We start from the raw sequence: 24,929 nt of genomic DNA, 5'->3' as shown, positions 1-24,929 counted from the left end.
GTCGCGGGCTCCGCGGTGCGCGCGCTCCCCGCGGCCCGGGCCGTGCGGACGGCCGTCACCCGCGCCAGCGCCCGGGCGGCGTCGCCGTGCGCCAGCAGCATCGCGTGCACCCAGCGCTCGACGCCGAACGCGGTGCAGGCGCTGTGCGCGGTGGCGCCGTCCGAGGTGAGCGCGAGCCGCTCGCCGAAGAAGTTGCGGTGCCGGTTGACGGAGGCGATCGCCGTGCCGTCGGGGGCGGTGAACTCGTGCTTCACCGGGTCGAGCCGGGTCAGCTTGGCCCGGGAGCCGTCCTTGTCGTAGAACGGGTCGTTGGCGGGCTCGAAGCCGAGCTCCAGTCCCAGGTCCGCGGCCAGCGCGAGGATCAGCTCCTTGGACCGGGCCAGGTGCTCCCGGGCGCCGTCCTGGGTGCCCACGTACAGCACCTCGCGCATGTGGAAGCCCCACAGCCGGCGCAGTCCCTCGTAGTGGGTCTCGTTGCGGAAGCAGCGGCCGACGGCGGTCAGTCGCAGACCCGGGCCGACCTCGGCGCCCTCCAACGAGAGCAGCAGGCCGTAGCAGGTGGCCGAGGGCAGCAGGAAGCCGGTGGGGGCCGCGCTGCCCGGGCCGAGCTCCTGCGGCGCGGTGCCGGCGGAGAGCTGCTCGATCGCCGCCTCGTCGAACCGGGCCGCGGAGATGCCCAGGTGCGGGAAGTTGCGGAAGTAGTCGAGCCGGGCCAGGCCGCTCGCGGGCAGCAGCGCCGGGCCGAGCACCGGACGCCCGGACAGTTCGGCGGCGATGCCGGCGAACAGGGCGTCGAGTTCCTGGAACAGCTCGGCGCGGCCGGGCTCCAGCACGACCAGGCCGGGGCCGGGGTCCCGCAGGACGGGCGCGGGTGCGGTGTCGGACATGGGGCGGGACTCCTCGGGTGGCGGCGGATGCGTGGTGGTGCGGCGGGGCGGGGCGGGGCGGGGTGTGGAGCTGGGGCGGGCGGCGTCGGCGGCGTCGGCGGCTTCGGGCCGGGCCCGGGGTGGTCGGGTCAGGCGAGCACACCGATGCGGCGGTAGAAGGCGTAGGTGCGGCCGGCGATCTGCTCGTGCACGGCGGCCCGCTGCGGGGCGGCCAGCACCCGGGCGCGGAAGCCCAGCGGGTCGGGGATGCCCGCCGCCCGGTAGGCCTCGACGCTGTAGAGCTGGTGCAGCGTCAGGGTGATGTAGCGCTCGACGTACTCGGCCGCCGCCGCCAGCTCGCGCTCGTCGCCGACCGCGACCAGCCGCTCGTGGACGGCGCGCACCAGCTGGCAGCCGAAGGCGATGTGCCGGGACTCGTCCTGGTGGTGGATCCGGTTGATCGCCCGGATGGTCTCCGGCAGCGTGCCGTCCGCCGCCATCTTGCTGTTGAAGTGGTCGACGATCTGCTCGAAGATCAGGATCCGACTGAAGACGATGAAGTTCTCGAAGTCCGCCGAGAACTCCTCGCGGGGGAAGGCCATCGTCAGGTCGGGGAAGATCCGGCCGCCGTAACGCAGGCAGAACTCGGCGAAGAACCACATGTGCTCGTTCTCCTCGCCCACGAAGTGGTGGAAGAACTTGGTGGGCACCTCGTAGCCGGGCATGTGGATGCGGTTGACCACCTCCAGGATCAGCTCCCGGATGCCGTGCACGTTGAGGCTGTAGAAGTTGATGCTCTCCCACTTGCCCAGCAGCCGGAGCTGCTCCTCGGTCAGCTCCCCGGCCAGGTCGGTGCCGTGGACGCTCAGCAGGTCGTCGCTGAGCCACTTGGCGTCGGGCTCGATGGCGTCCGGCCACTCGAAGGTCTTGTAGGGGTTGTAGTACTCGTTCTCGGCGGCCTTGGTCAGCCGGTCGACGGCGGTGCGGACCTCGCGGTCCCAGATCGTGGTGGTGGGGCTGGCGGTGGGCATGGGTACCGGTCTCTCTCCGCTGGTCGGTGATGGGGCCGCGGGCTCCCGGTCGGAGCCGGGGGCCGGGGCTGCGGTGCGGCTACGGGCGGCCCGAGCCCTCGGCGACGAGTTCGCCGGAGGGCGCGAACACCCGGTAGTGGTGCGGGGCGATCACGTCCGTGCGCCGGTCCAGCGCCTCGACCACCGCCCGGTGCAGAGTGACCGGGTCGAGCGGCCGGGCCGACGTCAACTCCGCCACCAGGCGGGCCGGCCCGTCCTCGGCCACGGTGAGCCGCACCTCGGCGCCGTCGGCCGCGGTGGCCACCAGCCGGGCGGTGGCGGCCTGGTCGAACCAGCAGGAGTCGGCGAACGCCCAGCCGGCCGGCCGGTGCGCGACCTCGGCGCCGGCCGCCGCGCGGACCTCGACCGCGCCGTGCACGCTGCCGATCAGCAGCGCCTCCACCGCCCGCAGCAGCCGCTCGATCACCGGGCGGGGCAGCAGGGTGGTGTCGGCCATCAGGAAGAGGTGCAGGGTGTCGGGGGCGTACTGGACATGGACGAAGTACTTGGCGTCCTGGCGCGGCCACGCCCCGATGAACGAGACCGTGCTGCGCTCGGCCAGCGCGGCGAGCTGCTCGGCCGACCCGTCGGTCTCCGGCAGCGACTCCCAGCGGTCGTTCATCCGGACGTCGTTGAAGAAGGAGGACAGGTCGAGCGCGACCCCGCGGTGCAGCCGGACCTCGTCGTGCACGGCGTCCATCGACGGCGGGTGGTACTCGCCGAACCGGTAGGCCGACATGCCGGGCAGGAAGCAGCGGCGCACGGCGTCCTCGAAGCTGCCCGCCGCCAGGTCGAGGACGAAGAGCGCGTTCTCGGTCTGGGCGCCCACCATGTCGCGCAGCCGGGGCTCGTTGCGGTTGCCCGCGATCAGCTGGAGCACGGCGGTCGGGTGGCCCGAGTAGGCGGCGATCACCGCGGCTGCGGCGGTCAGCAGCACGGTGCTGGTGCTCACCTGGCACCGGGTCGCCAGCAGGTCCGCGGCCACCGCGGCGGCCGGCGAGTCCAGCCGGAGCCGGACGAACCGCTCGGGGTCCTCGGGATCGCCGTCGCCCGGCGGGAAGTCGAAGTGCGAGCGGGGCACCCGGCTGAGCGTGCGGCGCCAGTGCTCCAGCGAGGCCCGCCCGCGCGCCGCGCCCTCGCCCTGCTGCTGGAAGCGGGCCTGGTCCAGCGGGTGCCAGTCGACCGGCGGGAGCTCCCGGCCCGCCAGCAGCTCCGGCAACTCCCGTTCCAGGATGCGGATGCCGAAGAAGTCGGTGCACTGGTGGGAGACCACCAGGAGCACCCAGCGCGGCACCCCGGCGACGGTGACCACGGCGTAGCGCATGCCGAACTCGGTGGCGTGGTCGAAGGACACACCGGCGAGCTGCTGGGCCCGTTCGGTCGCCTGCTCCGCTGTCACCTCCTGCTCGGCCGCCAGCACCAGCACCTCGGTCGCGCCGTGGCCGGCCACCGTCTGCACCGGCCCCTCGGGTCCCGCGGCGAAGGTGCTGCGCAGGGCCTCGTGCCGGTGGACCAGCCGGCCGAGGGCGGCCACCACCTGGTCGACCGAGCAGCCGTCCGGCACCGACAGGGTGCGCGGAATGTTGAAGTAGTGGGCTTCCTCGCCCAGCCAGCTGATGGACTTCCAAATTGCGTGCTGACCCCAGCTGAGCGGCGCCGAGCCGGACCTGAGTCCGGTGAAGCGCAACGGGACGGCATGGGATTCGCGGATCGACATCTGAACACCTCGAGGGCAGGCACGAACGATGGCAGGAACGAACCCGCGCCGAAACGTGTGGGGAATCCAGGGAAAGCGGATCGGACGATGGAAACCGGATCGGAGGATCGATGGAAACCGGATCGGAGGATCCGTCGGTGTTTCACATAGCGGACAGCAGCGCCCGGGCAGCCTGCACCGATGCGCTCGCTCCAGTGATCAACGACGGTGAAGCTAGCAAGGCCTCCGAGGGATTGTCTAGACCAAATCCCCATGGGCGATACGCCCTGACCTGGTGCGACTGTCAGGTCTCGGTGGCTTGGTCCGCACTTGCCGGGATTGGCGCCCGGGTCGGCCAACTCTGCGCCGACTTGCCCGAGTTGCCCGGGCGCCGCGTCATCTCAGCATTCGGACGCCTGTTGGAACGGGGTTGCCCGCCGCCGGGCGGCCCTGGCAGGCTGGCCGCGGCCGACGGGGGAAACGTCGGCAGGTGACTCCTGGGTCGGTTCTCGCGACCTCCCCGGGTCAACGGGGCCGCATGTGCGCACGTCCGGCGAATTCCGGGTTCCTCCGGTCCGCCGCGAATCCGGCAGCCCCGCGCCTGTTTCTGCCGGACATATCGACGATGGGCCTGTGGCGTGGGAAATGTCTATCAACGGCTGGACGACCGGACCCGGGCGTTCATCGAGCAGCAGCCGATGTTCTTCGTGGCCACGGCGCCCGCCGCGGACGGTCGCGTCAACGTCTCGCCCAAGGGCTACGGCGACACGTTCACGGTCCTGGACGACACCACGGTGGCCTACCTGGACCTGGACGGCAGCGGGATCGAGACCGTGGCGCACGTGCGCGAGAACGGCCGGATCACCCTGATGTTCTGCAGCTTCGACCGCCGGGCCGTCATCGTCCGGCTGTACGGCACCGGCCGGGTCGTCACCCCGCACGACCCCGAATTCGCCTCCCTGCTCGCCAGGTTCGGCCCGCACCCCGGGGTCCGCACGATCATCGTGGTCGACTGCGACCGGATCTCCGACTCCTGCGGCTGGGGCGTCCCCCGGATGTCCCTCATCGAGGACCGCAGCACCCTCGACCGCTGGGCTGTCCGCCAGGACGTCCAGCAGACCCGCGCCTACCGCGCCGAGCACAACCGCACCAGCATCGACGGACTGCCCGGCCTGCTGGCCGGCGAGTCCGACCCGGTCGGGCGGCACTCCTGACGGCAGCCGCTTGTGCCGGGCTCGTTCCTGACGGCAGCCGTGCCCGCCGGGCTCACTCCTGACGGGAGCCGTGTTCGCCGGGCTCACTCCTGACGGCAGCCGTGCCCGCCGGGCTCACTCCTCCGGGTGCGCTGGGCGGGCGGAGGGGACCGGGCGGCCACCAGGATGGGGAGCGACGGGCTCGTCAGGGGCGGCGGGGTCGGTGGTGCCCGCTCGTTGCGGCACCGGCCGCGCCGAAGCCCCCCGCGCAGCCGCAGTCCCTCGGGCGAAGTCCCTCGGGCAAGGGCCCCTCGGGCAAGGGAGAGGCATGACGGAGACCGACGCCAGGACCGACCGGCACACGACGCGTCCCGCCCCGGAGTCCGGGCTCCCCGACCTCCGGCGGGTGGGCGTGCACCCGGACTTCTGGTACCCGGTCGCGCTGTCCCGGCGGGTGCGCAGCGGGCGGGTGATCGCGACCTCGTTCGCCGGCCAGCGCATCGCCCTCTACCGGGGGCGCAGCGGAACCGTGCACGCGCTGGAGGACCGCTGCGCCCACCGCCAGGTGCCGCTGAGCATGGGCGTCGTGGAGGGCGAGACGCTGCGCTGCTGCTACCACGCCTGGGCCTACCGCGGCGACGGCCGCATCTCGCAGATCCCGTACCTGGCCAAGGGCGACCGCCGGCCACCGCGCGGCGTGCGCGGCTACCCGGTCCGCGAGGCGTACGGTTTGGTGTTCGTCTACCCGGGCGACCCGGAGCAGGCGGCCGCCGCCGCGCTGCCGGATCTGCCGGCCTTCCGGTCGCCGGCCTACCGGACCATGACGTACTCCCGGACCGTGCGCTGCCACTACTCGTTCATGCACGAGAACCTGCTCGACATGAACCACCAGTTCCTGCACCGCGGCGTCGTCGGCCGGCTCCGCCCCGAACTGCTGGACCGCCGGACCGACGCCCGCTCGGTGGAGGCCAGGTACCTGTTCACGCACACCGGGGGCAAGCGGAACCGCGGTGCGAACCTGCTGGCCGGCGAGGGCCTGGGCGGCCGCGACTCCAGCGACGTGATGACCATCCGCACCGAGTACCCCTACCAGACGCTCGACCTGCTGCCGGAGGGCGCCGACCGTCCGGCCTTCCGCCTCTGGGTCGCGTACGTGCCCGAGGACGCCGAGCAGCGCACCTGCCACGCCTACGGCCTGCTCATGATCGAGAAGCCCCGGGTCCCCGGCGTCCTCCAGCTGGCCTGGCCCTTCATCAGGCGCTTCACCGAGCGGGTGTTCGCCGAGGACCGGATGGCCGTCGAGGCCGAGCAGCGGGCCTGGGACGAGCAGGGCGAGGACCGCAACCACGAGGTCTTCCCGCTGATCCTGGACCTGCGCGAGGTGCTGCGCGCCAACGGCGTGCCGCTGCGCTCACTGGGGGAGCGGAGCGGGTCCGCGGCCGGCGGCGATGGCGGCTGCGGCGGCACCCGGGCGTGCGGCGCGGGCTCCTGCGCGGACCCCGACAGCTGACCGGCACCCTTGATGGCCTGGTGGACGGCGCGGCGCTGCCGTACCGTCGATCGACGTGGCTCTCGATCAAGCACGGGTGAACCGGCTGTTCCTCCCCGGGACGTATGCCGAGGGTGTGCCGTACGACCTCCTCCGCGAACTGCGCTCGGTGGCACCGGTGGTGTGGGTCGAGGAACCGCCGGTCGGGGCGTGGCCGGCGGGGCCGGGGTACTGGGCCGTGCTGCGCCACGCCGACGTCAAGTTCGTGCTGCGCTCCGCCGAACTGTTCTCGTCCCACCTGGGCGCGACGCAGATCCGGGACCCGGACTCCGCCGCCGACCTGGAGTTCGCCCGGACCATGATGCTCAACCAGGACCCGCCGGACCACTCCCGGCTGCGCCGGATCGCCGCGGGCGCCTTCACCCCGCGGGCGCTGGCCGAGCTGAGCACCGCCATCGAGGACCACGCGGAGCAACTGGTCGACGGTGTGCGGGCGGTGGGCGAGGCCGACTTCGTGCAGCTGGCGGCCGACCTGCCGGTGCGGACGCTGGCCTGGGTGATGGGCGTGCCGGAGCAGGACCGGCAGCTCCTGGTGGACTGGGCGAACCGGGTGATCGGCTACCAGGACGCGGACTACGCGAACGCCAACAGCGTCGACCCGGCGGCGCTGACCCCGCTCGCCCGCACCGCCATGGCCCACCGGCCCGCCACCGTCACCACCCCCGACGGCCGCCCGGTCAATCCCCGCTCCCGCGCCGCGCTCGCCGACATGTTCGCCTACGCCCACGCGCTCGCCGAGCAGCCGAGCGCCGGCAGCCTGCTCGGCCGGATGCGGAGCGCAGGACTGGACGTGGCGGAGTTCGAGACCGCGTTCTTCCTCTTCGCGGTCGCCGGCAACGAGACAGTGCGCAACGCGCTGCCCGGGGGCCTGCTCACGTTGCTTGCCCACCCGGATCAGTACCAGCTGCTGCTGCGTAGGCCCGAGTTGTTGGGTTCGGCGGTGGAGGAGATGCTGCGGTTCTGGCCGCCGGTGCTCGAGTTCCGCCGCACCGCCAGCCGGGACGTGGAGTTGGGTGGGAGGCGGATCCGGCGCGGCGACAAGGTGGTCGTCTACCACGCCTCGGCCAATCGGGACGAAGCTGTCTTCGCGGACCCTGAGCGATTCGACATCGAGCGGACGCCGAACGACCACGTGAGCTTCGGGTACGGTCCGCACTTCTGCCTCGGGGCGCAGCTGGCGAGGATGCAGATGAAGGCGATGCTGCGTCGGGTGCTGGCCGACCTGCCTGACCTGGAGTTGGGGAACGGCGAGGCACCCGCGCGGTTGGTCTCCAACTTTCAGAACGGGCTCAAGGAGCTGCCGATCCGCTGGCGTCCTGGCGTGGCCCCGGTCCGCGGGTAGGCGTACGGGGCGCCTCAGCCGATGCCGAAGGGGAGTCCGAGTAGGTACCAGGCGAGGAAGAAGGTGACCCAGGCGACCCAGGCGACGGCGGCGACCGGGAGGGTGAAGGAGGCGAGGGTGCCGATGCCGGCGTTCTTGCGGTACTGCCGGAGGTAGGTCACCGCCATCATGAAGAACGGGCTCATCGGCGTGATGCACTTGGTGACCGAGTCGGCGACCCGGTACATGGCCTGGGTGGTCTCCGGGTGGATTCCGGTGAGCATCAGCATGGGGACCAGGACCGGGGCGACCAGGGCCCACAGGGCGGAGCCGCTGGTGACCAGGAGGTTCATCACCGCGATCAGCACGGCGACGCCGAGCAGCACCAGCCAGCCGCTGAGGTGCAGGTCGCGCAGTGCCTCCGCACCCCTGATGGCGAGGATGTCGCCGAGGTTGGTCCACTTGAAGTAGGCGAGGAACTGGGAGATCGCGAAGAACAGGACGATGGTCGGCGCCATCGTCCTGGTGCCGTCGGCCATCGCCGCGACGAGGTCGGGGGCGCCGCGGAAGGTGCCGGCCAGGCGGCCGTAGACCCAGCCGATCAGGGCGAAGAAGACGCCGAGGACCAGCGCCATGCCGCTGAACACGGGTGAGTCGACGATGCCGGCGTGGTCCCCGCGCAGCGGCGAGGAGGTCGGGATCATCGCCACGACCAGCAGTGCGGCCAGGCCCAGTGCGACCAGGACGGTGGATCGGAGCGCCCTGCGCTGTCGGGCGGTCGTTTCCTCGATCGGCTCCGCCGGCGCAGCCGGCACGCCCGGCGTGGCTGTCGGCTCGTCGGGTTCCAGGTCCGAGCGCCGGGCCAGGACCGTCTCGACCACGGCCGTGATCACAAGCGCCATGAGGAGCGAGGAGGCGAGCCCGAAGGTGTAGTTCGCCACCGGGCTCACCACGTAGTGCGGGTCGACGACGTGGGCCGCGGCGGTGGACATCGACGACAGCAGCACGTCGGTCGTGGTGAGCGACGGGGAGGCGTTGAAGCCGGCGGAGACCGACACGAAGGCGACCACGCAGCCGAGCACCGGGCTGCGACCGGCGGCGCGGTAGAGCGCCGCGCCCAGCGGGATGAGCGTCACGTAGGCGGCGTCGCCGGCGACGTGACTGACCATCGCGGTCAGGGCCAGTGCGAACGTGAGGTACTTGCCCGGCGCCCGCGCGACCAGGCGGTGCAGCAGGGTCTCGAAGAGCCCGCTCTTCTCGGCGACGACGATGCCGAACATCACGACGAGGACCGTGGCCAGGGGCGGGAACTGCGCGAAGTTGTCGACGGCGTGGGCGAGGGCGAGGGTGAGCCCGCCCTTGCTGATCAGGCTCTGCACCACGATGGTCTTGTGTGTCCCGGGGAACACGGCGCCGACGTGCGCCGCGGCCAGCACCGCACTGAGCAGGGCGACGACCCCCGAGAGGATCCAGAACAGCCAGAACGGGTCGGGCAGCCGGTTGCCCGCCCGCTCGACCACGGCCAGGCCGCGGAGCACGGCGCGCAGGAGTCGCGACCCGGGTGCGGTCTCCCGGGATGCGGTCACGGTGGCACTCATCAGACACCCCTTCGGCTCTCCCGAGGGATGTTTCCGCACGCAACGGCAGCTGAACCCGCGTCACTTGGCCCAGGTCACTTGGCCGCGGTGGCGGGCCGGCCGGAAGCCCCGCAGGCCTGCGGGGCTCCGGGTGTCGCGACGGGCTTCGGGTGCCTCAGTGCCAGTTGCTGATCCTGACGTCCTGGGGCGCGGGGTCGCCCTTGCCGGTCTCGACCAGCTTCTTGAGGCTCAGCAGGAAGGTCGCCCACTTGGTGGAGCAGTGGTACATGAACTCCACCGGCTCCCGCCAGCCCTCGTGCCGGAAGACGACGACCGTGTAGTCGTCCTCCCGCTTGAGGTCGAAGCGGATCCGGGTGCCGATCCACTCCTCCGGGCCGTCGACGACCTCCCAGAGCACGCGTTCGGCGGGCTCGGCCTCGAGGACCTTCATGTCGAACCCGCCGGGCCCGAAGCGGAACCGGATGACTCCGCCGACCTCGGTGTCGCCCGCGGTGTCCCGGGTCCACCAGTCGGCCAGCCCGTCGACCGTGGTCAGGGCCGCGTAGACGGCGTCGGCGGACGCCGTGGCGCCGATCCTGTGCAGGATGTCCACCATCTCGATCACCTCTCTCGTGTGTCACTCTTCCTGGCTGCGCTGGATCGCCTCGGCGATCCGCTTGATGCGCTGCAGTCGGGCGTCCCAGGCGGCGCCGACCGACGACAGCTGGGCCACCGCGCGGGCGAGTTGGGCCTGGTCGACCTCGTAGCGGCGCTCGCGCCCGGCGGGCGTGTCGCGCACCAGTCCGACCCGCCCGAGGACGCCGAGGTGTTTGGCGACGGCCTGGCGGGTGACCGGCAGCTGGGTGCTGAGCGTGGTCGCTGTCCCGCCGTCGCCGGCGAGCAGCAGGTCGAGCATCCGCCGCCGGATGGGGTCGCCCACCGCCGACCAGAGCTCGTCGTCCAGGACGCCGTTCACGGCGCCGACACCAGCCGGTCGACGTAGGCGACGAGCCGGGGCAGGAAGCGGTCCCAGGCGTCGGCGTGGTCGCGGTACGCCTCTTCGAGCACGGCCGCCTCCCAACCCTTCTCCCGGAAGCCCTGCTCGGTGAAGCGCAGCAGGGTACCCGCACCGGACGGGATCAGCTCGAAGGTCACCAGGAGGGAGTTGGTCGCCGTCGCACCCTCGGCCTCGTCGTACACCCAGCGGAACGAGAACCGCTTCGGCGGGTCGGCCTCCACCACCGTGATCGGTGCGACCATCGCGTCCGGTGACGTCCGGGCGCCGAACGTGATGACCCCGGTGGCGCCGGGCACCGGTTCGTACGCCGCCTCGTCCGGCCACCACTCCCGCAGGTGTTCGGGCCTGCTGATCACCTGGTAGACCACCTCGGGTGCCGCGTCGATGGGGATCTCCCGCTCGATGCTGCCGTACTCCATCGCGCTCTCCTCCTCTCGCAACCTTTGGTTGCATATAACGCTAGAGCACTCCCGCGCCACGTGCAACCATCGATTGCGAGAGCCCTGCAAGCAGCCCGCCCGCGTCCGTGTTGGAGGGTTCCGAGCGGCTTGGATAGCCTGGAGCGGTGACCTTCGAAGGCTGGCAGGACGAGGCGCTGGAGTTCTACGAGCGCCTGGAGCGGGACAACTCCAAGAGCTTCTGGACCGAGTACCGGGAGGTCTACGACCGCGCGGTGCGCGAGCCCATGGTCGAGCTGCTCGACCGGCTGGAACCGGAGTTCGGCCCCGGGAAGATCTTCCGCCCCAACCGGGACGTCCGGTTCAGCGCGGACAAGGCCCCGTACAAGACCCACATCGGCGCCCACCTGGAGGCCGGCGGCTACATCCAGCTCTCCTCCGACGGGCTGGCCTGCGGCAACGGCATGTACCAGCTGGCCGCCGACCAGTTGGAGCGCTACCGCGCCGCGGTGGCCGAGGACGTGACCGGCGCCGAGCTGGAGCGGGTGATCGCCCGGGTCACCAAGGCCGGGCCCACGGTCACCGCCCGCGACGCGCTGAAGACCGCGCCGCGCGGCTACCCGAAGGACCACCCGCGGATCGAACTGCTGCGCAACAAGGGCCTGATCGCCTGGCAGGAGTGGGAGCCCGGCGACTGGCTGGGCACGCCCGAGGCCTACCGCCGGATCACCGCCTTCCTGCGCGCCTCGCAGCCGCTGAAGGACTGGCTGGACGGCCACGTCGGCCCCAGCGAGCTCCCGCCGCGCTGAGTGCCGCGCTGAGGGCCGTTCCGTGCTGAGTGCCGTGCCCGCCGCGCCCTGGCACCGGTCCAGCCGCCGGTACCGGTTCAGCCGCGCAGGCGGCGCAGGATGCTCGGCAGCGAGGTGAGCAGCAGGACCACGGCGATCAGCAGGAACGCCCAGCCGGGCGCCAGCCGGTCGGCCGCGGCCCAGACCCCGGCCAGCACCGCCACGTCGGGCAGCAGCCAGGCCGCGGTGCCGGCGGCCGAGGTCAGCCGGAGCAGCAGGCCGACGGCGGAGTTGTTCAGCAGGTAGACCAGCAGCGAGCCGCAGACCAGCCGGACGGCGTCCGGGTCGGCACTGCCGTCCTGGGCCGCCGCCACCGCGGTGCCCACCCCGGCGGAGAGGGCGACGATCCCGCCCACGAGCAGCACGTGGCCGAAGGCGAAGCCGTTGCGGATCAGCGGCCAGACCTCGTCGGACCGGGCCTGGAGCATGGTCAGTGCGGCCGCGTTGCCGAAGTCGAAGTAGAGCCACCAGACGGCGCAGAGCAGCACGAAGGCGGCCAGCGCGGTCAGCACCTCGGGCGCGTGCGCGTGCCCGGCCACGCCGAGGGCCGCGACGATCTGCGCGATGCCCTCGCCCAGCGCGATGATCACGAAGAGTCCGAACCGCTCGACCAGGTGCGGACCGTCGATGGCGTCCCGGGCCGGGCCGGTGGTGGCCGTGGCGGCGAGCAGCGCGGGCACCACCTCCAGCAGCAGTGCGGCGCTCCAGAGCAGGTAGCAGGCCGGGGTGGGGGTCGCCGCCGAGACCAGCCAGAGCGTGCCGGAGGCGAGGTACGGGGCGGCGGTGCGCAGCGCCGTGCGCCGGCCGACCCTGGACCGCACGGTCAGCACCCACTGCACGGTGCGGGTCAGCCGGGCCAGCCCCGAGCCCAGCGCGAACAGCGCGGGGTCGCCGTGCAGGGCGCCGGCGATCCCGCCGCCGCAGACGACCAGGCCGGCCATCATCGCCAGCACGCCGATCCGGTGCGCGGGCGTGTCGCGCTCCTCGGCGTCGGAGAAGTAGCTGAACGACACCCAGAACCACCAGAGCGGGCAGAACAGCCCGGCCACCGCCAGCACCCGGCCGACGGTGGCGTGCCCGACCAGCCCGTGCGCCAGTTGGGCGACGATCGCGACGAACAGCAGGTCGAAGAAGAGCTCCAGCCAGCTGGCGTGGCGTTCCGCGTCGGCCGGTTCGGCTTCGGCGGCGGCGGACTGGTCAGCGGTCATGGCGGAATCACACCGTGGTGTGGGAGGGGGCCACGGGAGGCCGCCTGCCGTGGGCGTGTCGCGGGCGGTGCGGGGCGCGGGGGGTGCTCGGTGCGGGTGGTGCGTGTCGCGGATCGGAGGCGGTGCGTGTCGCGGACGGGGGTGCTCCGGGGCGCTGGGCGCTACGGGCGGTGCGTGCTCCGGCCGGACCAGATGGGTTCGACCTCCGCCCAGCCGCGCTGCCAGCTCGCCGCCGCCCGGCGGTCCAGCAGGCTCAGCCGCAGCCGCAGCGCCGCGCCGATCAGCAGGGTGAGGGCGCCCAGGGTGAGCAGTCCGGTGACCGCGGCGTCGGTGGCCAGCTCGGTGCCGGTCGGCGGGGCGGGGACCGGCCGGCCCTGGTCGGCGACCAGGATGGTGGTGGTGCTGCCCGCCGCGGCGTGCGCCGGCACGGGCAGCACGGCGGTGTGCGGCTGTCCGGCCGGGAAGGTCCAGGAGACCTTCGCCCGGTAGCCGCTGCGGTCGACCAGGGTCGGGCCGAACGGCTCCGGCAGTGCGACCGCCGAGGTCAGCAGCACCCCCTCCAGCCGGTGCAGGTGCCGGGTGGTCAGGTCCGCCCGGCGCTGCCCGCTGTGCAGGTCGAGCAGCCCGGCGCCGACGCTCAGCAGCGCGGCGACCACCAGCCAGGCGCCGGCCAGCACCACCAGCCGGGCGCGGGCGCGGTCCAGCGGGCGGGCCAGTGGGCTGGCGCAGCGGCCGTTCGCCAGCCGCAGCAGCCGGGCCGCGGGCCGGTTCCGGAGGTCGGGTCGGGCATGGCGGGATGCGCGGGACATCGGCCTGCTCCTTCGGGGACGGGCGGTGGCGGGGCGGCCCGGGGGTGGGCCACCTTGCCACTGTGCCGAGCAGCACTCGGGTGCGGCCGGGGCCGCTTGAGGCTCGCTCGGCCCACCACCGAGCCGGGCCCCAGCGGCGGGGGCGGGAGTGGTAGGAGTGAGCCCGGTGAACGCCGCTCGACCCGGTCCGGCGGGAGCCCGACACGGTCCGGGGGGAGCTCGACACGGTCCGGCGGGAGATCGCGTGCGACCGCGAAAGAATCATGCGAACTTTCTCGTGGCGGACGTCAAGACGACGGCGGCGGCTCCGACCACCTGGTCGAAGGGCCCACCGCGGGCCCGCACCACCACGAGGAGCACGAGATGAAGTTCCTGATCAGCCTGCACATCAACCCGGCCGTGCTGGACGCGTTGACCGACGAGGAGAAGGCGGCGATCGGCGCCGGCCACGGCAGGTTCATCGAGGCGCTGAAGGAGTCCGGCGAGCTGATCACCACGCAGGCGCTGGTCGACCCGTCGCAGGCGGCCGTGGTGTCCGTGCGCAACGGCCGGCAGGTGGTCACCGACGGCCCCTTCCTGGAGGCCAAGGAGTACCTGGGCGGCTTCTACCTGGTCGACTGCGAGGACAAGGAGCGGGCGATCGAGCTGGCGGCGCAGATCCCGGACACCGCGATCGAGGGTCTGGGGGTCGAGGTGCGGCAGGTGATGTTCTCCGACGGACACTTGGAGGCATGACAGCACCGGACTTCGAGGACCTGCTGCGCGAGCTGGCGCCGCAGGTCCTCGGCACCCTGGTACGCCGGTACGGCCGGTTCGAGGGGTGCGAGGACGCCGTGCAGGAGGCCGTCCTCGCGGCCACCGTGCAGTGGCCGGTCGAGGGGGTGCCGGACCACCCGCGCGCCTGGTTGACGACCGTCGCGTCCCGGCGGCTCGTCGACCAGCTGCGCAGCGACCACGCGCGCCGCGAGCGCGAGGCGGCCACGGCCGACGAGGTGCTGCCGGAGCAGGTGCCGGACACCGACGACACGCTGCTGCTGCTCTTCCTGTGCTGCCACCCGGTGCTGACCCCGGCCTCGCAGACCGCGCTGACGCTGCGGGCGGTCGGCGGTCTGACCACGGCCGAGGTCGCCCGCGCGTTCCTGGTGCCGGAGGGCACCATGGCGGCCAGGATCAGCCGGGCCAAGCAGCGGATCAAGGCCGCCGGCAGCACCTTCGGCCTGCCGGACGGCGCGGAGCGCGAGGAGCGGCTGCGGGTCGTGCTGCACGTGCTCTACCTGATCTTCAACGAGGGCTACACCGCCTCCTCCGGCGGCGAGCTGCACCGTGCCGAGCTCGCGCACGAGGCGATCCGGCTGACCCGTGCGGTGCACGCCCAGTTGCCCGGGGACGGCGAGGTGACCGGGCTGCTCGCGCTGATGCTGCTGACCCACGCCCGCCGCGCGGCCCGGACCACGGCGAGCGGCGACCTGGTGCCGTTGGACGAGCAGGACCGGACGAGGTGGGACCGCGCGATGATCGAGGAGGGCTTGGCGCTGGCTGCGGCGGCCCTGGCCGCCCCGGCGTTGGGGCCCTACCAGGTGCAGGCCGCCATCGCCGCCACGCACGCCGCCGCGGCCACGGCCGGGGAGACCGACTGGCGCCAGGTGCACGCCCTCTACCTGATCCTGGAGCGGATCGCACCCAACCCGATGGTCACCCTCAACCGGGCGGTCGCGCTCGCCGAGACCGCCGGCCCGCCGGCCGGGCTCGCCCTGCTGGCCACCCTCGACGGTGACGGGCGCCTGGCCGGGCACCACCGGCTGCTGTCGGTCCGGGCGCACCTGCTGGAGCGGACCGGCGACCTCGCCGGGGCCTACGAGCACTACCGGCGGGCGGCACGGGCCACGGCCAGCCTCGCGGAGCGGCGTTACCTGGAGTCCCGGGCCGGCCGGGTGCGGGCGGCCGGGCGATCCTGACGTGACGTCAGTCCGGGTCGACCGGCTGCTGGTTGTGGTCTCCCGGCGGACGGCGAGCGTTCATCCGGTGTTCGCCAAGCGAGAGTTCGCCGAACGGATCATCCGACGAACTCACCGGTAGGCTGCGTCGGGTTGCCCGGAGCGGGCTTCGGACGTGCATGCCGGGACGTGCATGCCGGGACGGGTGGGCGGGGATGAGCGGGGCGGGGACGGGCAGGGCAGCCGCATGTCGGTGAGCGTCGTCGGGCTGGTGCTGTTCGCGGCCCTGCTGCACGCCAGTTGGAACGCGCTGCTGCGCAGCGGCAGCGACCGGCTCTGGCTGGTCACCGTGATGAGCTTCGTCACCAGCGCGACGGCGCTGCCGTTCGCCTTCGTACTGCCGCTCCCGGCCGCGGGGAGCTGGCCGTACCTCGGCTTCTCCGCGGCGGTGCAGGTGCTCTACGCGATCTTCCTGGTCAAGGCCTACCAGGTCGCCGACCTCGGCTCGGTCTACCCGGTGATCCGCGGCTGCGTGCCCCTGCTGGTCAGCCTCGGCGCCGCGGTCTTCGCCGGGCAGCGGCTGACCTGGGCGATGGCGGCGGGGGTCGGCATGGTCTCGCTCGGCATCATCGCCACCGTGATCGGCCGCGGCAACGGCGGCACCAGGGCGCTCGGACTCGCGGTGCTGACGGGGGCGTTGATCGCGACCTACACCGTCACCGACGGCGTGGGGGTGCGGTACGCCGGTGACTCCAACGCGTACACCGTGTGGATCTTCCTGAGCTACGGGGTGCTGATGCCGGTCGCCTTCCTGCTGCTGCGCGGCCGGCTCGAACTGCGCGGCCGGGCCGCCGAGGTGCGGGTCGCGGGGCTCGCCGGCCTGGTGCAGATCCTGGTCTACGGCGTGGTGATGTGGGCCTTCAGCCTGAGCCCGATGGGGCCGGTCTCGGCGCTGCGGGAGACCAGCGTGGTCTTCGCCACCCTGATCGGCTGGCGCTTCCTGGGGGAGCGACTGACCGCCGCGCGCCTGGGCGCCTGCTCGGCGATCGCGCTGGGGGCGGTCTGCCTGAGCTACTACGCCTAGCCGCGCGGCGGTCGTGCGGTCGGCCGTCGGATCGTCAGTGACGATCTGGCGGGGCGGGGACACGGCGGCGGCTCGTCAGCATCACTCCCACGGCAGCGGGCGGGGGTGGCGCAGTGCGCCGGTCGGGCGAGTGCCGGCGGGCGGGCGCCGCCTGACGGGCGTCAACCCGGCGGACTCCCCGTTCGGGGGATCCGGCCGCCGGGCCCGGGCGGGTAGTCGGACCAGCTCACGAACGGCCGGTGCTCCGGGGCGTCCGAGGGCCCGCCCCGCTCGCCGCGGCCGGGGCCCGCAGCGGCTGTCGTACCTTGATCGTCAGTCCGCCGCCCCGTCGGGGCGCAACCCCGGGAGGACCTGTTGGCGGTCTTGTGCCGACCTGCGATCGCGGTGCCCGAACACGTCGTCACCCTGGAGGAGACCCTCGCCCTGGCCACCCGGCTGCACACCCACCACCCGCAACTCGGCCTCGCGCTGCGCCTGATCGAGCGCACGGGGGTGCGCAAGCGGCACCTGGTCCAGCCGCTCGAGGCGGTGCTGGCGCATCCCGGGCTGGCGGAGCGGACCCGCCGCTACGAGGCCGAGTCCAAGGCGCGGGTTCCCGCGGTGGTCGAACGGGCGCTGGCGAACGCCGGGCTCGGGGTGCGGCAGATCGACCTGATCGTCTACGTCTCCTGCACCGGCTTCCTGATGCCCTCGCTGACCGCCTGGCTGATCAACACGCTCGGCTTCCGTCCGGAGACCCGCCAGCTGCCGATCGCCCAACTCGGCTGCGCGGCCGGCGGGGCGGCGGTCAACCGGGCCCACGACTTCTGCACCGCCTACCCCGGGGCCAACGTCCTGATCGTCGCCTGCGAGTTCTGCTCGCTCTGCTACCAGCCCACCGACCTGGACATCGGCTCGCTGCTGTCCAACGGCCTGTTCGGCGACGGCCTGGCGGCCGCCGTGGTGCGCGGCAGCGGTGGCACCGGGATCCGGCTGGAACGCAACGGCTCCTACCTGGTGCCGGACACCGAGGAGTGGATCTCCTACGCGGTGCGGTCCACCGGGTTCCACTTCCGGCTCGACAAGCGCGTCCCGCACACCATGGCGCCGCTCACCCCGGCGCTGCGCGCGCTGGCCGAGCAACACCGCTGGGACGCGGGCGGACTGGACTTCTACCTGGTGCACGCCGGCGGCCCGCGGATCCTGGACGACCTGAGCCGGCTGCTCGGGGTGCCCGCCGCGGCGTTCCGGTTCAGCCGCGCCACGCTGACCGAGTACGGGAACATCGCCAGCGCCGTCGTGCTGGACGCGACCGCCCGGCTGTTCGAGGAGCGGTCGGCGGTGGACGGGCAGCGCGGCCTGCTCGCCGGATTCGGTCCCGGGATCACCGCCGAGATGGCCGTCGGGAGTTGGACCGGCTCCGGCGGTCGGCAGGGCGGTGACCGGCTGGTCGGGCAGCGGGTGCCGGACGCCGCGGGGGCGGTGCGCTGAGGGCGGCCGTCAGGTCGCGGCGGTGGGCGCCGGCCTCCGCCGCGCCGAGACCACCCGCGGACATCCCGTTCGATGCGAGAGGAGAGGACCCGTGACCATCGAGAATCCCCTGCCGACCTGCCCGTTCCGCCACGACGTGGCCCTGGAACCCGACCCCTTCCTGGCCCGGATGCAGGCCGAGTCCCCGGTCGCCCGGGTCAGGATGCCCTACGGCGAGGGCGACTGCTGGCTGGTGACGGGCTACGCCGAGGTCCGCACCGTCACCGCCGACCGCCGGTTCAGCCGCGCCGCGCTCATCGGGCGGGACTTCCCGCGGATCACCCCCGCCCCGATCGCCCAGCCGGAGGCGATCAACCTGATGGACCCGCCCGGCCTCAACCGGGTCCGCCGGCTGGTCACCGGAGCGTTCACCACCGTGCAGGTGGAGGCGCTGCGGCCGTGGACCGGGCGGACGGTCGACGCCCTGCTGGACGAGCTGGCCGAGCACGGCCCGCCCGGCGACGTGATGGCCTGCCTCGCCGACCGCCTCCCGCTGATGACCATCTGTCAGTTGCTGGAGATCCCCGAGCCGGACCGCCCGCAGCTGCGCGGCTGGGCCACCGCGATGATGTCGATGCGCGCCGCGGACGAGGCCACCGCGGTGGCCGCCAGGACCAGCCTGCGCGGCTACTTCGACACGCTGACCGCCGCCCGCCGCCGCAGCCCCGGCAGCGACCTGATCAGCTCGCTGGCCACCGCCCGGATCGACGGCAAGGCGCTCACCGACGAGGAACTGGCCGTGCTGGCCATGCTGCTCGTCGTCACCGGCCACGACACCACCACCTACGACATCGGCAACGTGGTCTACACCCTGCTCACCCATCCGGCCCAGCTCGCCCAGGTCCGGGCGAGCCCGGACCGACTGCCGCAGGCCCTGGAGGAGTTGCTGCGGCACATCCCGTTCCGGCAGGGCGTCGGGATCCCGCGGGTCGCCCTGGTCGACGTGGAGCTCGGCGGTCGGCTGATCAAGGCCGGGGACGCGGTGCACGTCTCCTACCTCACCGCCAACCGCGACCCCGCGGTCTACCCGGATCCGGACGTCCTCGACTTCGACCGGCCGGACCCGGCCCCGCACCTGACCTTCGGCCACGGCAGCCACCACTGCCTGGGCTCGCACCTGGCCCGGATGGTGCTGCAGGTCGCCGTCGGCACCCTGCTGGCCCGGTTCTCCGAGCTGCGCCTGGCCGTTCCCGCAGCGGAGGTGGCGTGGAACACCGCCTCCATCTGGCGCTACCCGCTGGCGCTGCCCGTGGCCTGGTAGGCCCCGGCGTCGTCCCCGCCGTGGGCCCGCGGCGGGGTGACCTCCGGCGCGGTGTCCCCGCGGCGCGGTGCCTCAGCGGCCGGTGGTGAGCACCATCCGGAAGCGGGCCTTGCCGCCGGCCATCCTGGCGACGGCGTCCGCGGCGTCCTCCAGCGGCGCCTCCTCGATCCAGGCCCGGACCCCGGTCTGGGCGGCGAACCGCAGGGTGTCCTGGGTGTCCACGGCCGCTCCGGAGGAGTGGGCGTAGATCCGGCGGTCGCCGGCCAGCAACTGCAGGGCGTTGACCTGGAGCGGTTCGGCCGCCACACCGACCACGACCAGCTCGCCGCGGCGGCCGAGGCCGTCGATGGTGGCGGAGATGGCATCGGCGTTGGTGACGGTGGCCAGCACCACCTTGGCACCGCCGAGCGACTGCAGGGCCTTGGCGACGGCGCCCACCGTGCTGTCGATGTAGGTGTCGGCGCCGAGCTGGTGGGCCAGCGCCTGCTTCTCCTGGCCGCGGGCGATGGCGACCGTGCGGAAACCCATCTTCCGGGCGAACTGCACCCCCAGGTGGCCCAGCCCGCCCAGGCCCAGGATCGCGACCGTGTCGCCCGGGCGGGCCGCCGAGCGGCGCAGCGCGTTGAAGACCGTCACCCCGGCGCAGGCCAGCGGGGCGGCCTCGGCGGCGGTCAGCTCGTCGGGGACGGCCGCGAGGGCGACGGCGGGGACCACGACCGAGTCGGCGTAGCCGCCGGGGTAGGCCACCCCGGGAACGGCCAGCTCGGGGCAGAGCACGGCATCGCCGTCGCGGCAGGCGTCACAGCGGCCGCAGCTGCCGCCGTACCAGCCGACCGCGACCCGGTCGCCCGGCTGCCAGCCCTCGACGCCCGCTCCCAGGGCGTCGATCCGGCCCGCGATCTCGTGACCGGGCGTGACCGGAAAGGTGGTGCCGGGCAGGTAGCCGGCGGAGATCAGCAGGTCGGAGTGGCAGACCCCGCAGGCCTCGACCGCGATGCGCACCGCGCCCGGGCCCGGTTCCCGGGGCGCGACCTCGACCAGGACCGGTACGTCACCCGGCGTCGTCACCTGCACCGCGCGCAGCGCAGCCGCGGCGGGCTCGGCAGGGGAGGGAGCAGCCATGGGAGGACCTCTTTCCGCATTCCACGAGGGGGGCCGGTGCCGGCGGGAGGGCCGGCCGGCGTCCGTGCCGACCGTGGCACCTGCTATCCATGGTGGCCATGGATGCCGAGCACGCTCACCCGGACGACCTCGTGCTGCTGCGGGCGGCCTTCGCCGCCGGGTCCGGGTTCACCACCGGCGCCCCCGGGTTCGCCGGTTGGGTCGGGCACTGGACCGCGGGGAAGGAGTGGTGGGACGCCCCCCGGTCCCGGACCAGCGCCGGCAGCATGACGGCGGCGGCCGGCACGGCGACGGTGTGCAGCACGGCCGCGACCGCGAGGTTCTCCGGCAGCGCGGCGCCCGCCGGGTGGGCCAGCGCCACGTACAGCGTGAGCGGCAGCTTCCAGCCGCTCCAGGCGAAGAGCGAGCCGGTGCCCAGCCAGCCGAAGGCCAGCGGCACCCAGCGGGGGAGCCGGGCCGGGCGGCCGCGGCTGATCGCCCAGGTGGCGGCGGAGGCGGTGAGCGCCCACAGCCCGCACACCCCGTTCAGCAGGCGCCACCCGGTCACCCGGTCCGCCGGATGCGCGACACCCGCCGCTCCACCGGCCGCCCAGGAGAGCCAGACCAGACCGACCACCGCCGCGGCACCCAGGGCCCAGGACACCCGCCGCGGCCGGCCCGTGCCGCCGTCGCCGACCCGACCGGCGAACGCCTCCGGCCAGCGCCGCCGGAGGTAGGCGGGCAGGGCGATCGCCAGGCCCAGGGCCTCTCTTACGGATCTTGCCGGGCGCGCGACGCCGGGCATCCCGCCTGGACGCACCGGCGGACCATCCAAGTACGACCCAGTACGAGGACGATCCGCCGGCACGCCCAGCCGGGCGCCCAACGCCGCGCGCTGATCCGACAAGATCCGTAAGAGAGGCCCTGGCCCCATCCCCACGAAGCTGAGCTGGATCAGCCCGGCCTCCCAGCCCGGCATCACCGGATCGTGGCCGGCCTGCCGGGGCCCGCCGTCCGACCCGCCCAGCAGCGCGTCCAGGACGGCGTACGGCAGCATGGCGACCAGGAAGCCCGAGCCGACCCACGCGACGAACGCCACCAGCGGGCCCGGGAGCCGCATGCCCCAGGGCCGTACCAGGGCCAGGGCCATGGCGATCCCGATGCCCGCCATGCCGACGGTCGTGGTGTTGAGCACCACCCACCCGGGCAGGCTGAACCCGTCGCCGATCGGCAGCAGCCCGACGATCGCGCCGACCACCCAGGTGACCTTGATCAGCGCGTAGGGCGTCATCACCAGCGCCGCCCCGTAGGCCGCGAGCCGACCCGCTCGGTCCAACCGGTCCGTCCGGTCCATGGGGTTCCCCCTCCCGCTCCGCTCCAGGAACCCCACTCTGCTCGACGGTCCCGCCCCGCCGCCTCACACCCGAGACCGATCCCCATCCCCCGCCCGGGGGAGCCGAGGGGCTGCGGGCCGTGCCTCCAGGTGCGTCAACTCGTTTGTAACCACCGGATGTTGACGAAACATCACAAGAGTGTAACGGGGCTGCTGTTGCCGCCGATCCGCGCCTAGCATCCAACGAGACGCGGAAGGGAGGGCCTTTGATCCGCTGGGGATTCATCGGCGCCGGCTCGATCGCCCGAAGCAACCTCGCCCCCGCGGTCCACCGCACCGCGGGCTCGGTCCTGCAGGCCGTCGCCGCCCGCGACCCGGCCCGGGCCGCGGCGCTGGAACCGCTGACCGCCTACCAGGAGTACGCCCGGGTGATCGAGGATCCCCGGGTCGACGTGGTCTACGTCTGCCTGCACAACAGCGCGCACCACCCCTGGGTGCTGCGGGCTCTGGAGGCGGGCAAGCACGTGCTGTGCGAGAAGCCGCTGGGCCTCTCCGTCGCCGAGGCCGCCGAGATGGTCGGGGCGGCGACCAGGTGCGGACGGTTGTTGGTGGAGGCCTCCTGGAACCGCTGGCACCCGCGGACCCGGGCGCTGGAGCAGTTGCTCGACGGTGGCCGGATCGGTGACGTCCTTGATGTCACCGCCCAGTTCACCGGTGTTCGGCCGGCGGCGCACAACTACCGGCAGGACCTGGCGCTCGGCGGCGGCGCGCTGCTCGACCTCGGGTGCCACGCGGTCGGCGCCGTGCTCGGCGCCTTCGGCTGGCGGACGCCCGACCGGGTCGCCGCTGTCCTGGTCGGTCGACCGGGCCAGGCGGACCACCGGACCACGGCGAGCCTGCGCTTCGGCGCCGGTACCGCCGTGGTCGACGTCGGCTTCGCGGACCGCCCCGCCCAGCGGCTCGAACTCCGCGGCACGGCCGGCGGGATCGAGCTCGACCGCGCCGCGTTCACCGCCGGGGCCGCGCCGGCCCGGCTCCGGGTGCGGAACGGGTCGGGCGTCGAGGAGCTGAGCTACCCGGCCTGCGACGCCTACCAGTTGATGGTGGCCGAGGTCGCCCGTGCCGCGGCCGGCGAACCGGCCCACCTGGTGCCGCCGGCGCAGTCCGTCGCCATCGCGGGCGCGGTCGACCGGATCCGGGCGAAGGCGGGGCGCACCTGAGCTCCTGGACGAGTGGTCTCGGGTCGGAACTGACGGCGACACCGTGACAGGACGGCGGTGGCGAGCCAGTGTTCGGCGTAGTGGTCGTCGTCGCCGGCGCCGAGGCGGCCGAAGACGTCGCGGCGGCGGTGGTCGGCGGCCGGGGCCAGGGCGGCGGTGAGCCGGGCGGCGGTGTGGCAGCCGGTGCGGCGCAGCGCGGCCGCGTCCGTGGCGGCACTGCCGTTGCGCGCCGACTCGATGACGGCGCGTCGGCCGCCGGTGACCGCGAGCTCCACCTGGCGGCGGACCCGCCAGAGCGGGGCGTCGGCCAGCGGGTCGGGGTCGGGGCCGGCTGCGTCGTCCGGGCCGGGCACGGCCGGGTCCGGGGCGGCCGGTGGCAGGTGGGTGCCCTGGAGCAGGTCGTAGCCGAGGTCGGCGCGCCCCTGCCACTCCGCCGGCAGCACCAGCGTGGCGGCCGCGCCCGGTACCGGGGCGACGGCCAGCGGGCGCAGGGTGGCGCTCCGGTCGGGGTCGACCCGGGCGAGCACCCGGATCCGCAGGCCCGGCCGGCCGGCGAGCCGGGCGAGGTTGGCGGTGTGGGCCAGCTCCGGATGCCCGTTGGCGGCGACCAGCCGGATCAGCGGGCCGTGGGCCGCGCCGGTCGCCGGATCCAGCTCACGGGCCAGCACGGCATCGGCGGCGGCGCCGAGCACCACCAGGTCGCAGCCGACCGGGCGGCGCAGCTGTTCCGTCTGGTCCGGGTCGCCGAGCGGGCCGTCGGCCAGGCGTTCGGCCGCGGCCTGGGCCAGCGGGCGGGCGAACAGGTCGGCGAGCGGACCGGTGGACCAGGGCAGTCCGGCCAGCGGCGTGGCCCGCACGGCGCGCCCGGCGCCCAGCCGGCCGTCACCCGAGACGGTGGCGCCCGAGATCAGCAGGCCGCAGCGGGAGAGCTTGGCGTGGTCCAGCCCGGCGGCACCCAGGGCGAGCGGCGCGTCCCCGGCGGAGCGGGCCCGGGCCGGACCGCCCGGCTTGATGTCGGCCACCGAGAGCCAACGGCCGTCCTCGGTGACCAGGTGGGTCACCACGCCGCCGTACCCGGTGGCGGTCAGCACCGGTTCCCGGCAGACCCCGAAGACCCGCAGCGCGCCGCCCGGGCGGTAGGCGCGGCGGGCGGTGCCGAGCACCGCCGGATCGGCCGGGCCGGAGCGCAGCAGCGCGCAGGTCAGCAGCAACTCGCGCAGTGCGGCGGCCAGGTCGGCGGTGCGGTGGCTGCTGTACCGGGCCCGGGCGCTGCGCAGGCCGCGGACCACCCGCAGGGCGGCGGCCTCGGCCCGGTGCAGGTCGGCCAGTCGCGCGGTGTGCGCGGCGCGCAGCAACTCGGCCTGCGGGACGGCGCCGGCGCCGGGGACCCCGGCGGCCAGCACGGCGGCGGCCGCGGCCCAGAGCGCGTCGGCCGCCTGCTGCTGGGCGGGGGTGAGTGCGACGGGACCGGCGGGGGTGGGCGCGGGCGGGGCGGGGGTGGGCGTGGCGGTGGTCGATGCGGACGGCTCGGCGGAGGCGGTCGGGGTGGTCGGGCCGGCCGGGTCGGCCGGTTCCGGGGACGCGGGAGCCTCGGCATCGGTCGCGTCCGCGGCCGGCGGGTCGGCGATCGGGCAGCAGGCCAGCACCGCCGCCCGGTGCAGGCAGCGCGGCGCGAGCAGGCAACTGCACCGGGCCAGGGCAGCCTCGGTGACCGCGCCGCCGGGGCCGGGCGCCAGGGTGACCAGCGCGTCCTCGCCGCAGCGCACGGCCACCGCGCCCGCGCCCTCGTCCGGTGCGGCCAGCAGCGGCAGGGCGGCGTACTGCTCGACGGCGGCGTCGAGCTTCTTGCGCAGCCGGGTGGTCAGCGCCTCCACCGCGGCCGCCGCCACCTCGGGGGCGACGGGCGGCAGGCGGAGTTCGTCGGGAGCGGTCAT

21 protein-coding genes and 1 pseudogene are annotated in these 24,929 nt (G+C 74.0%); 10 read left to right on the top strand and 12 right to left on the bottom strand.

The annotated features are described in order from the left end of the window. From ACQRUO_RS09875 to ACQRUO_RS09865, 3 genes are all read right to left on the bottom strand, one after another. Window positions 1-887: tRNA synthetase (locus ACQRUO_RS09875; protein WP_428315391.1), on the bottom strand; the 887-nt coding region annotated here is incomplete at its 3' end. A gap of 128 nt (window positions 888-1,015) precedes the next feature. Continuing rightward, window positions 1,016-1,897 carry a diiron oxygenase gene (locus ACQRUO_RS09870; protein ID WP_428315390.1) on the bottom strand — a complete coding sequence of 294 codons (882 nt, stop codon included), beginning with the start codon at window positions 1,895-1,897 and terminating at the stop codon, window positions 1,016-1,018. Window positions 1,898-1,976: 79 nt separating this feature from the next. Continuing rightward, window positions 1,977-3,653 (bottom strand): condensation domain-containing protein, encoded by a 1,677-nt coding sequence (locus ACQRUO_RS09865; RefSeq protein WP_428315389.1) that lies wholly within the window; start codon window positions 3,651-3,653, stop codon window positions 1,977-1,979. A 617-nt stretch (window positions 3,654-4,270) separates the two neighbouring features. Here ACQRUO_RS09865 and ACQRUO_RS09860 point away from each other — a divergent pair. From ACQRUO_RS09860 to ACQRUO_RS09850, 3 genes are all read left to right on the top strand, one after another. Next, window positions 4,271-4,846, top strand: a complete 576-nt coding sequence (locus ACQRUO_RS09860) for a pyridoxamine 5'-phosphate oxidase family protein (RefSeq protein WP_428315388.1) — start codon at window positions 4,271-4,273, stop codon at window positions 4,844-4,846. Window positions 4,847-5,153: 307 nt separating this feature from the next. Continuing rightward, a complete protein-coding gene (locus ACQRUO_RS09855; RefSeq protein WP_428315387.1) occupies window positions 5,154-6,335 on the top strand; it encodes a Rieske 2Fe-2S domain-containing protein in 1,182 nt (393 codons plus the stop codon). Between the two features lie 55 nt (window positions 6,336-6,390). After that, window positions 6,391-7,716: a cytochrome P450 gene (locus ACQRUO_RS09850; protein ID WP_428315386.1), complete on the top strand. Its 1,326-nt coding sequence runs from the start codon at window positions 6,391-6,393 to the stop codon at window positions 7,714-7,716. Window positions 7,717-7,730: 14 nt separating this feature from the next. Here the strand turns inward: ACQRUO_RS09850 and ACQRUO_RS09845 are convergent, their stop codons facing one another. The 4 genes from ACQRUO_RS09845 to ACQRUO_RS09830 all read right to left on the bottom strand — a co-directional run bounded on the left by ACQRUO_RS09845 (window position 7,731) and on the right by ACQRUO_RS09830 (window position 10,709). Continuing rightward, on the bottom strand, window positions 7,731-9,293 hold the full coding sequence (locus ACQRUO_RS09845) for an AbgT family transporter (protein WP_428315385.1): 1,563 nt from the start codon (window positions 9,291-9,293) through the stop codon (window positions 7,731-7,733). A gap of 154 nt (window positions 9,294-9,447) precedes the next feature. Further along, window positions 9,448-9,888, bottom strand: coding sequence for an SRPBCC family protein (locus tag ACQRUO_RS09840; RefSeq protein ID WP_428315384.1), 441 nt, complete (start codon window positions 9,886-9,888; stop codon window positions 9,448-9,450). A gap of 21 nt (window positions 9,889-9,909) precedes the next feature. Further along, a complete protein-coding gene (locus ACQRUO_RS09835) occupies window positions 9,910-10,248 on the bottom strand; it encodes an ArsR/SmtB family transcription factor (RefSeq protein ID WP_428315383.1) in 339 nt (112 codons plus the stop codon). Continuing rightward, window positions 10,245-10,709 carry an SRPBCC family protein gene (locus tag ACQRUO_RS09830; protein WP_428315382.1) on the bottom strand — a complete coding sequence of 155 codons (465 nt, stop codon included), beginning with the start codon at window positions 10,707-10,709 and terminating at the stop codon, window positions 10,245-10,247. Before ACQRUO_RS09830 ends, ACQRUO_RS09835 begins: the two co-directional genes overlap by 4 nt. A 146-nt stretch (window positions 10,710-10,855) precedes the next feature. On the opposite strand from ACQRUO_RS09830, the gene ACQRUO_RS09825 reads away from it, so the two are divergent. Then, window positions 10,856-11,497 carry a DUF2461 domain-containing protein gene (locus ACQRUO_RS09825; protein WP_428315381.1) on the top strand — a complete coding sequence of 214 codons (642 nt, stop codon included), beginning with the start codon at window positions 10,856-10,858 and terminating at the stop codon, window positions 11,495-11,497. 77 nt (window positions 11,498-11,574) lie between these two features. Here the strand turns inward: ACQRUO_RS09825 and ACQRUO_RS09820 are convergent, their stop codons facing one another. Then, entirely contained in the window at window positions 11,575-12,744 is a 1,170-nt protein-coding gene (locus ACQRUO_RS09820) for a low temperature requirement protein A (protein ID WP_428315380.1), read from the bottom strand. A 161-nt stretch (window positions 12,745-12,905) separates the two neighbouring features. Next, a complete protein-coding gene (locus tag ACQRUO_RS09815; RefSeq protein ID WP_428315379.1) occupies window positions 12,906-13,553 on the bottom strand; it encodes an Rv1733c family protein in 648 nt (215 codons plus the stop codon). 363 nt (window positions 13,554-13,916) lie between these two features. Between ACQRUO_RS09815 and ACQRUO_RS09810 the strand changes: the two genes are divergently transcribed. The 5 genes from ACQRUO_RS09810 (at window position 13,917) to ACQRUO_RS09790 (ending at window position 19,341) form a co-directional block, all read left to right on the top strand. Further along, window positions 13,917-14,288, top strand: a complete 372-nt coding sequence (locus ACQRUO_RS09810; protein ID WP_428315378.1) for a YciI family protein — start codon at window positions 13,917-13,919, stop codon at window positions 14,286-14,288. After that, window positions 14,285-15,508 (top strand): RNA polymerase sigma factor, encoded by a 1,224-nt coding sequence (locus ACQRUO_RS09805; protein ID WP_428315377.1) that lies wholly within the window; start codon window positions 14,285-14,287, stop codon window positions 15,506-15,508. Before ACQRUO_RS09810 ends, ACQRUO_RS09805 begins: the two co-directional genes overlap by 4 nt. A gap of 226 nt (window positions 15,509-15,734) precedes the next feature. Then, window positions 15,735-16,571, top strand: coding sequence for an EamA family transporter (locus ACQRUO_RS09800; protein WP_428315376.1), 837 nt, complete (start codon window positions 15,735-15,737; stop codon window positions 16,569-16,571). Between the two features lie 354 nt (window positions 16,572-16,925). Next, window positions 16,926-18,041, top strand: coding sequence for a type III polyketide synthase (locus ACQRUO_RS09795; RefSeq protein ID WP_428315375.1), 1,116 nt, complete (start codon window positions 16,926-16,928; stop codon window positions 18,039-18,041). A gap of 97 nt (window positions 18,042-18,138) precedes the next feature. Beyond that, window positions 18,139-19,341: a cytochrome P450 gene (locus ACQRUO_RS09790; protein ID WP_428315394.1), complete on the top strand. Its 1,203-nt coding sequence runs from the start codon at window positions 18,139-18,141 to the stop codon at window positions 19,339-19,341. A 72-nt stretch (window positions 19,342-19,413) separates the two neighbouring features. On the opposite strand, the gene ACQRUO_RS09785 is transcribed toward ACQRUO_RS09790, so the two are convergent. Both ACQRUO_RS09785 and ACQRUO_RS09780 read right to left on the bottom strand, forming a co-directional pair. After that, window positions 19,414-20,463 (bottom strand): alcohol dehydrogenase catalytic domain-containing protein, encoded by a 1,050-nt coding sequence (locus tag ACQRUO_RS09785; protein WP_428315374.1) that lies wholly within the window; start codon window positions 20,461-20,463, stop codon window positions 19,414-19,416. 115 nt (window positions 20,464-20,578) lie between these two features. Beyond that, entirely contained in the window at window positions 20,579-21,796 is a 1,218-nt protein-coding gene (locus tag ACQRUO_RS09780; protein WP_428315373.1) for a hypothetical protein, read from the bottom strand. Window positions 21,797-22,041: 245 nt separating this feature from the next. Here ACQRUO_RS09780 and ACQRUO_RS09775 point away from each other — a divergent pair. Further along, window positions 22,042-22,755: pseudogene (locus ACQRUO_RS09775) on the top strand (Gfo/Idh/MocA family protein); the annotation flags it as partial. Between the two features lie 110 nt (window positions 22,756-22,865). Here the strand turns inward: ACQRUO_RS09775 and ACQRUO_RS09770 are convergent. Next, window positions 22,866-24,929, bottom strand: coding sequence for a hypothetical protein (locus ACQRUO_RS09770; RefSeq protein ID WP_428315372.1), 2,064 nt, complete (start codon window positions 24,927-24,929; stop codon window positions 22,866-22,868).

The organism is Kitasatospora sp. LaBMicrA B282 (assembly GCF_050325825.1).
Classification (GTDB): domain Bacteria; phylum Actinomycetota; class Actinomycetes; order Streptomycetales; family Streptomycetaceae; genus Kitasatospora.
This window is presented reverse-complemented; position numbering and strand designations above follow the sequence as displayed.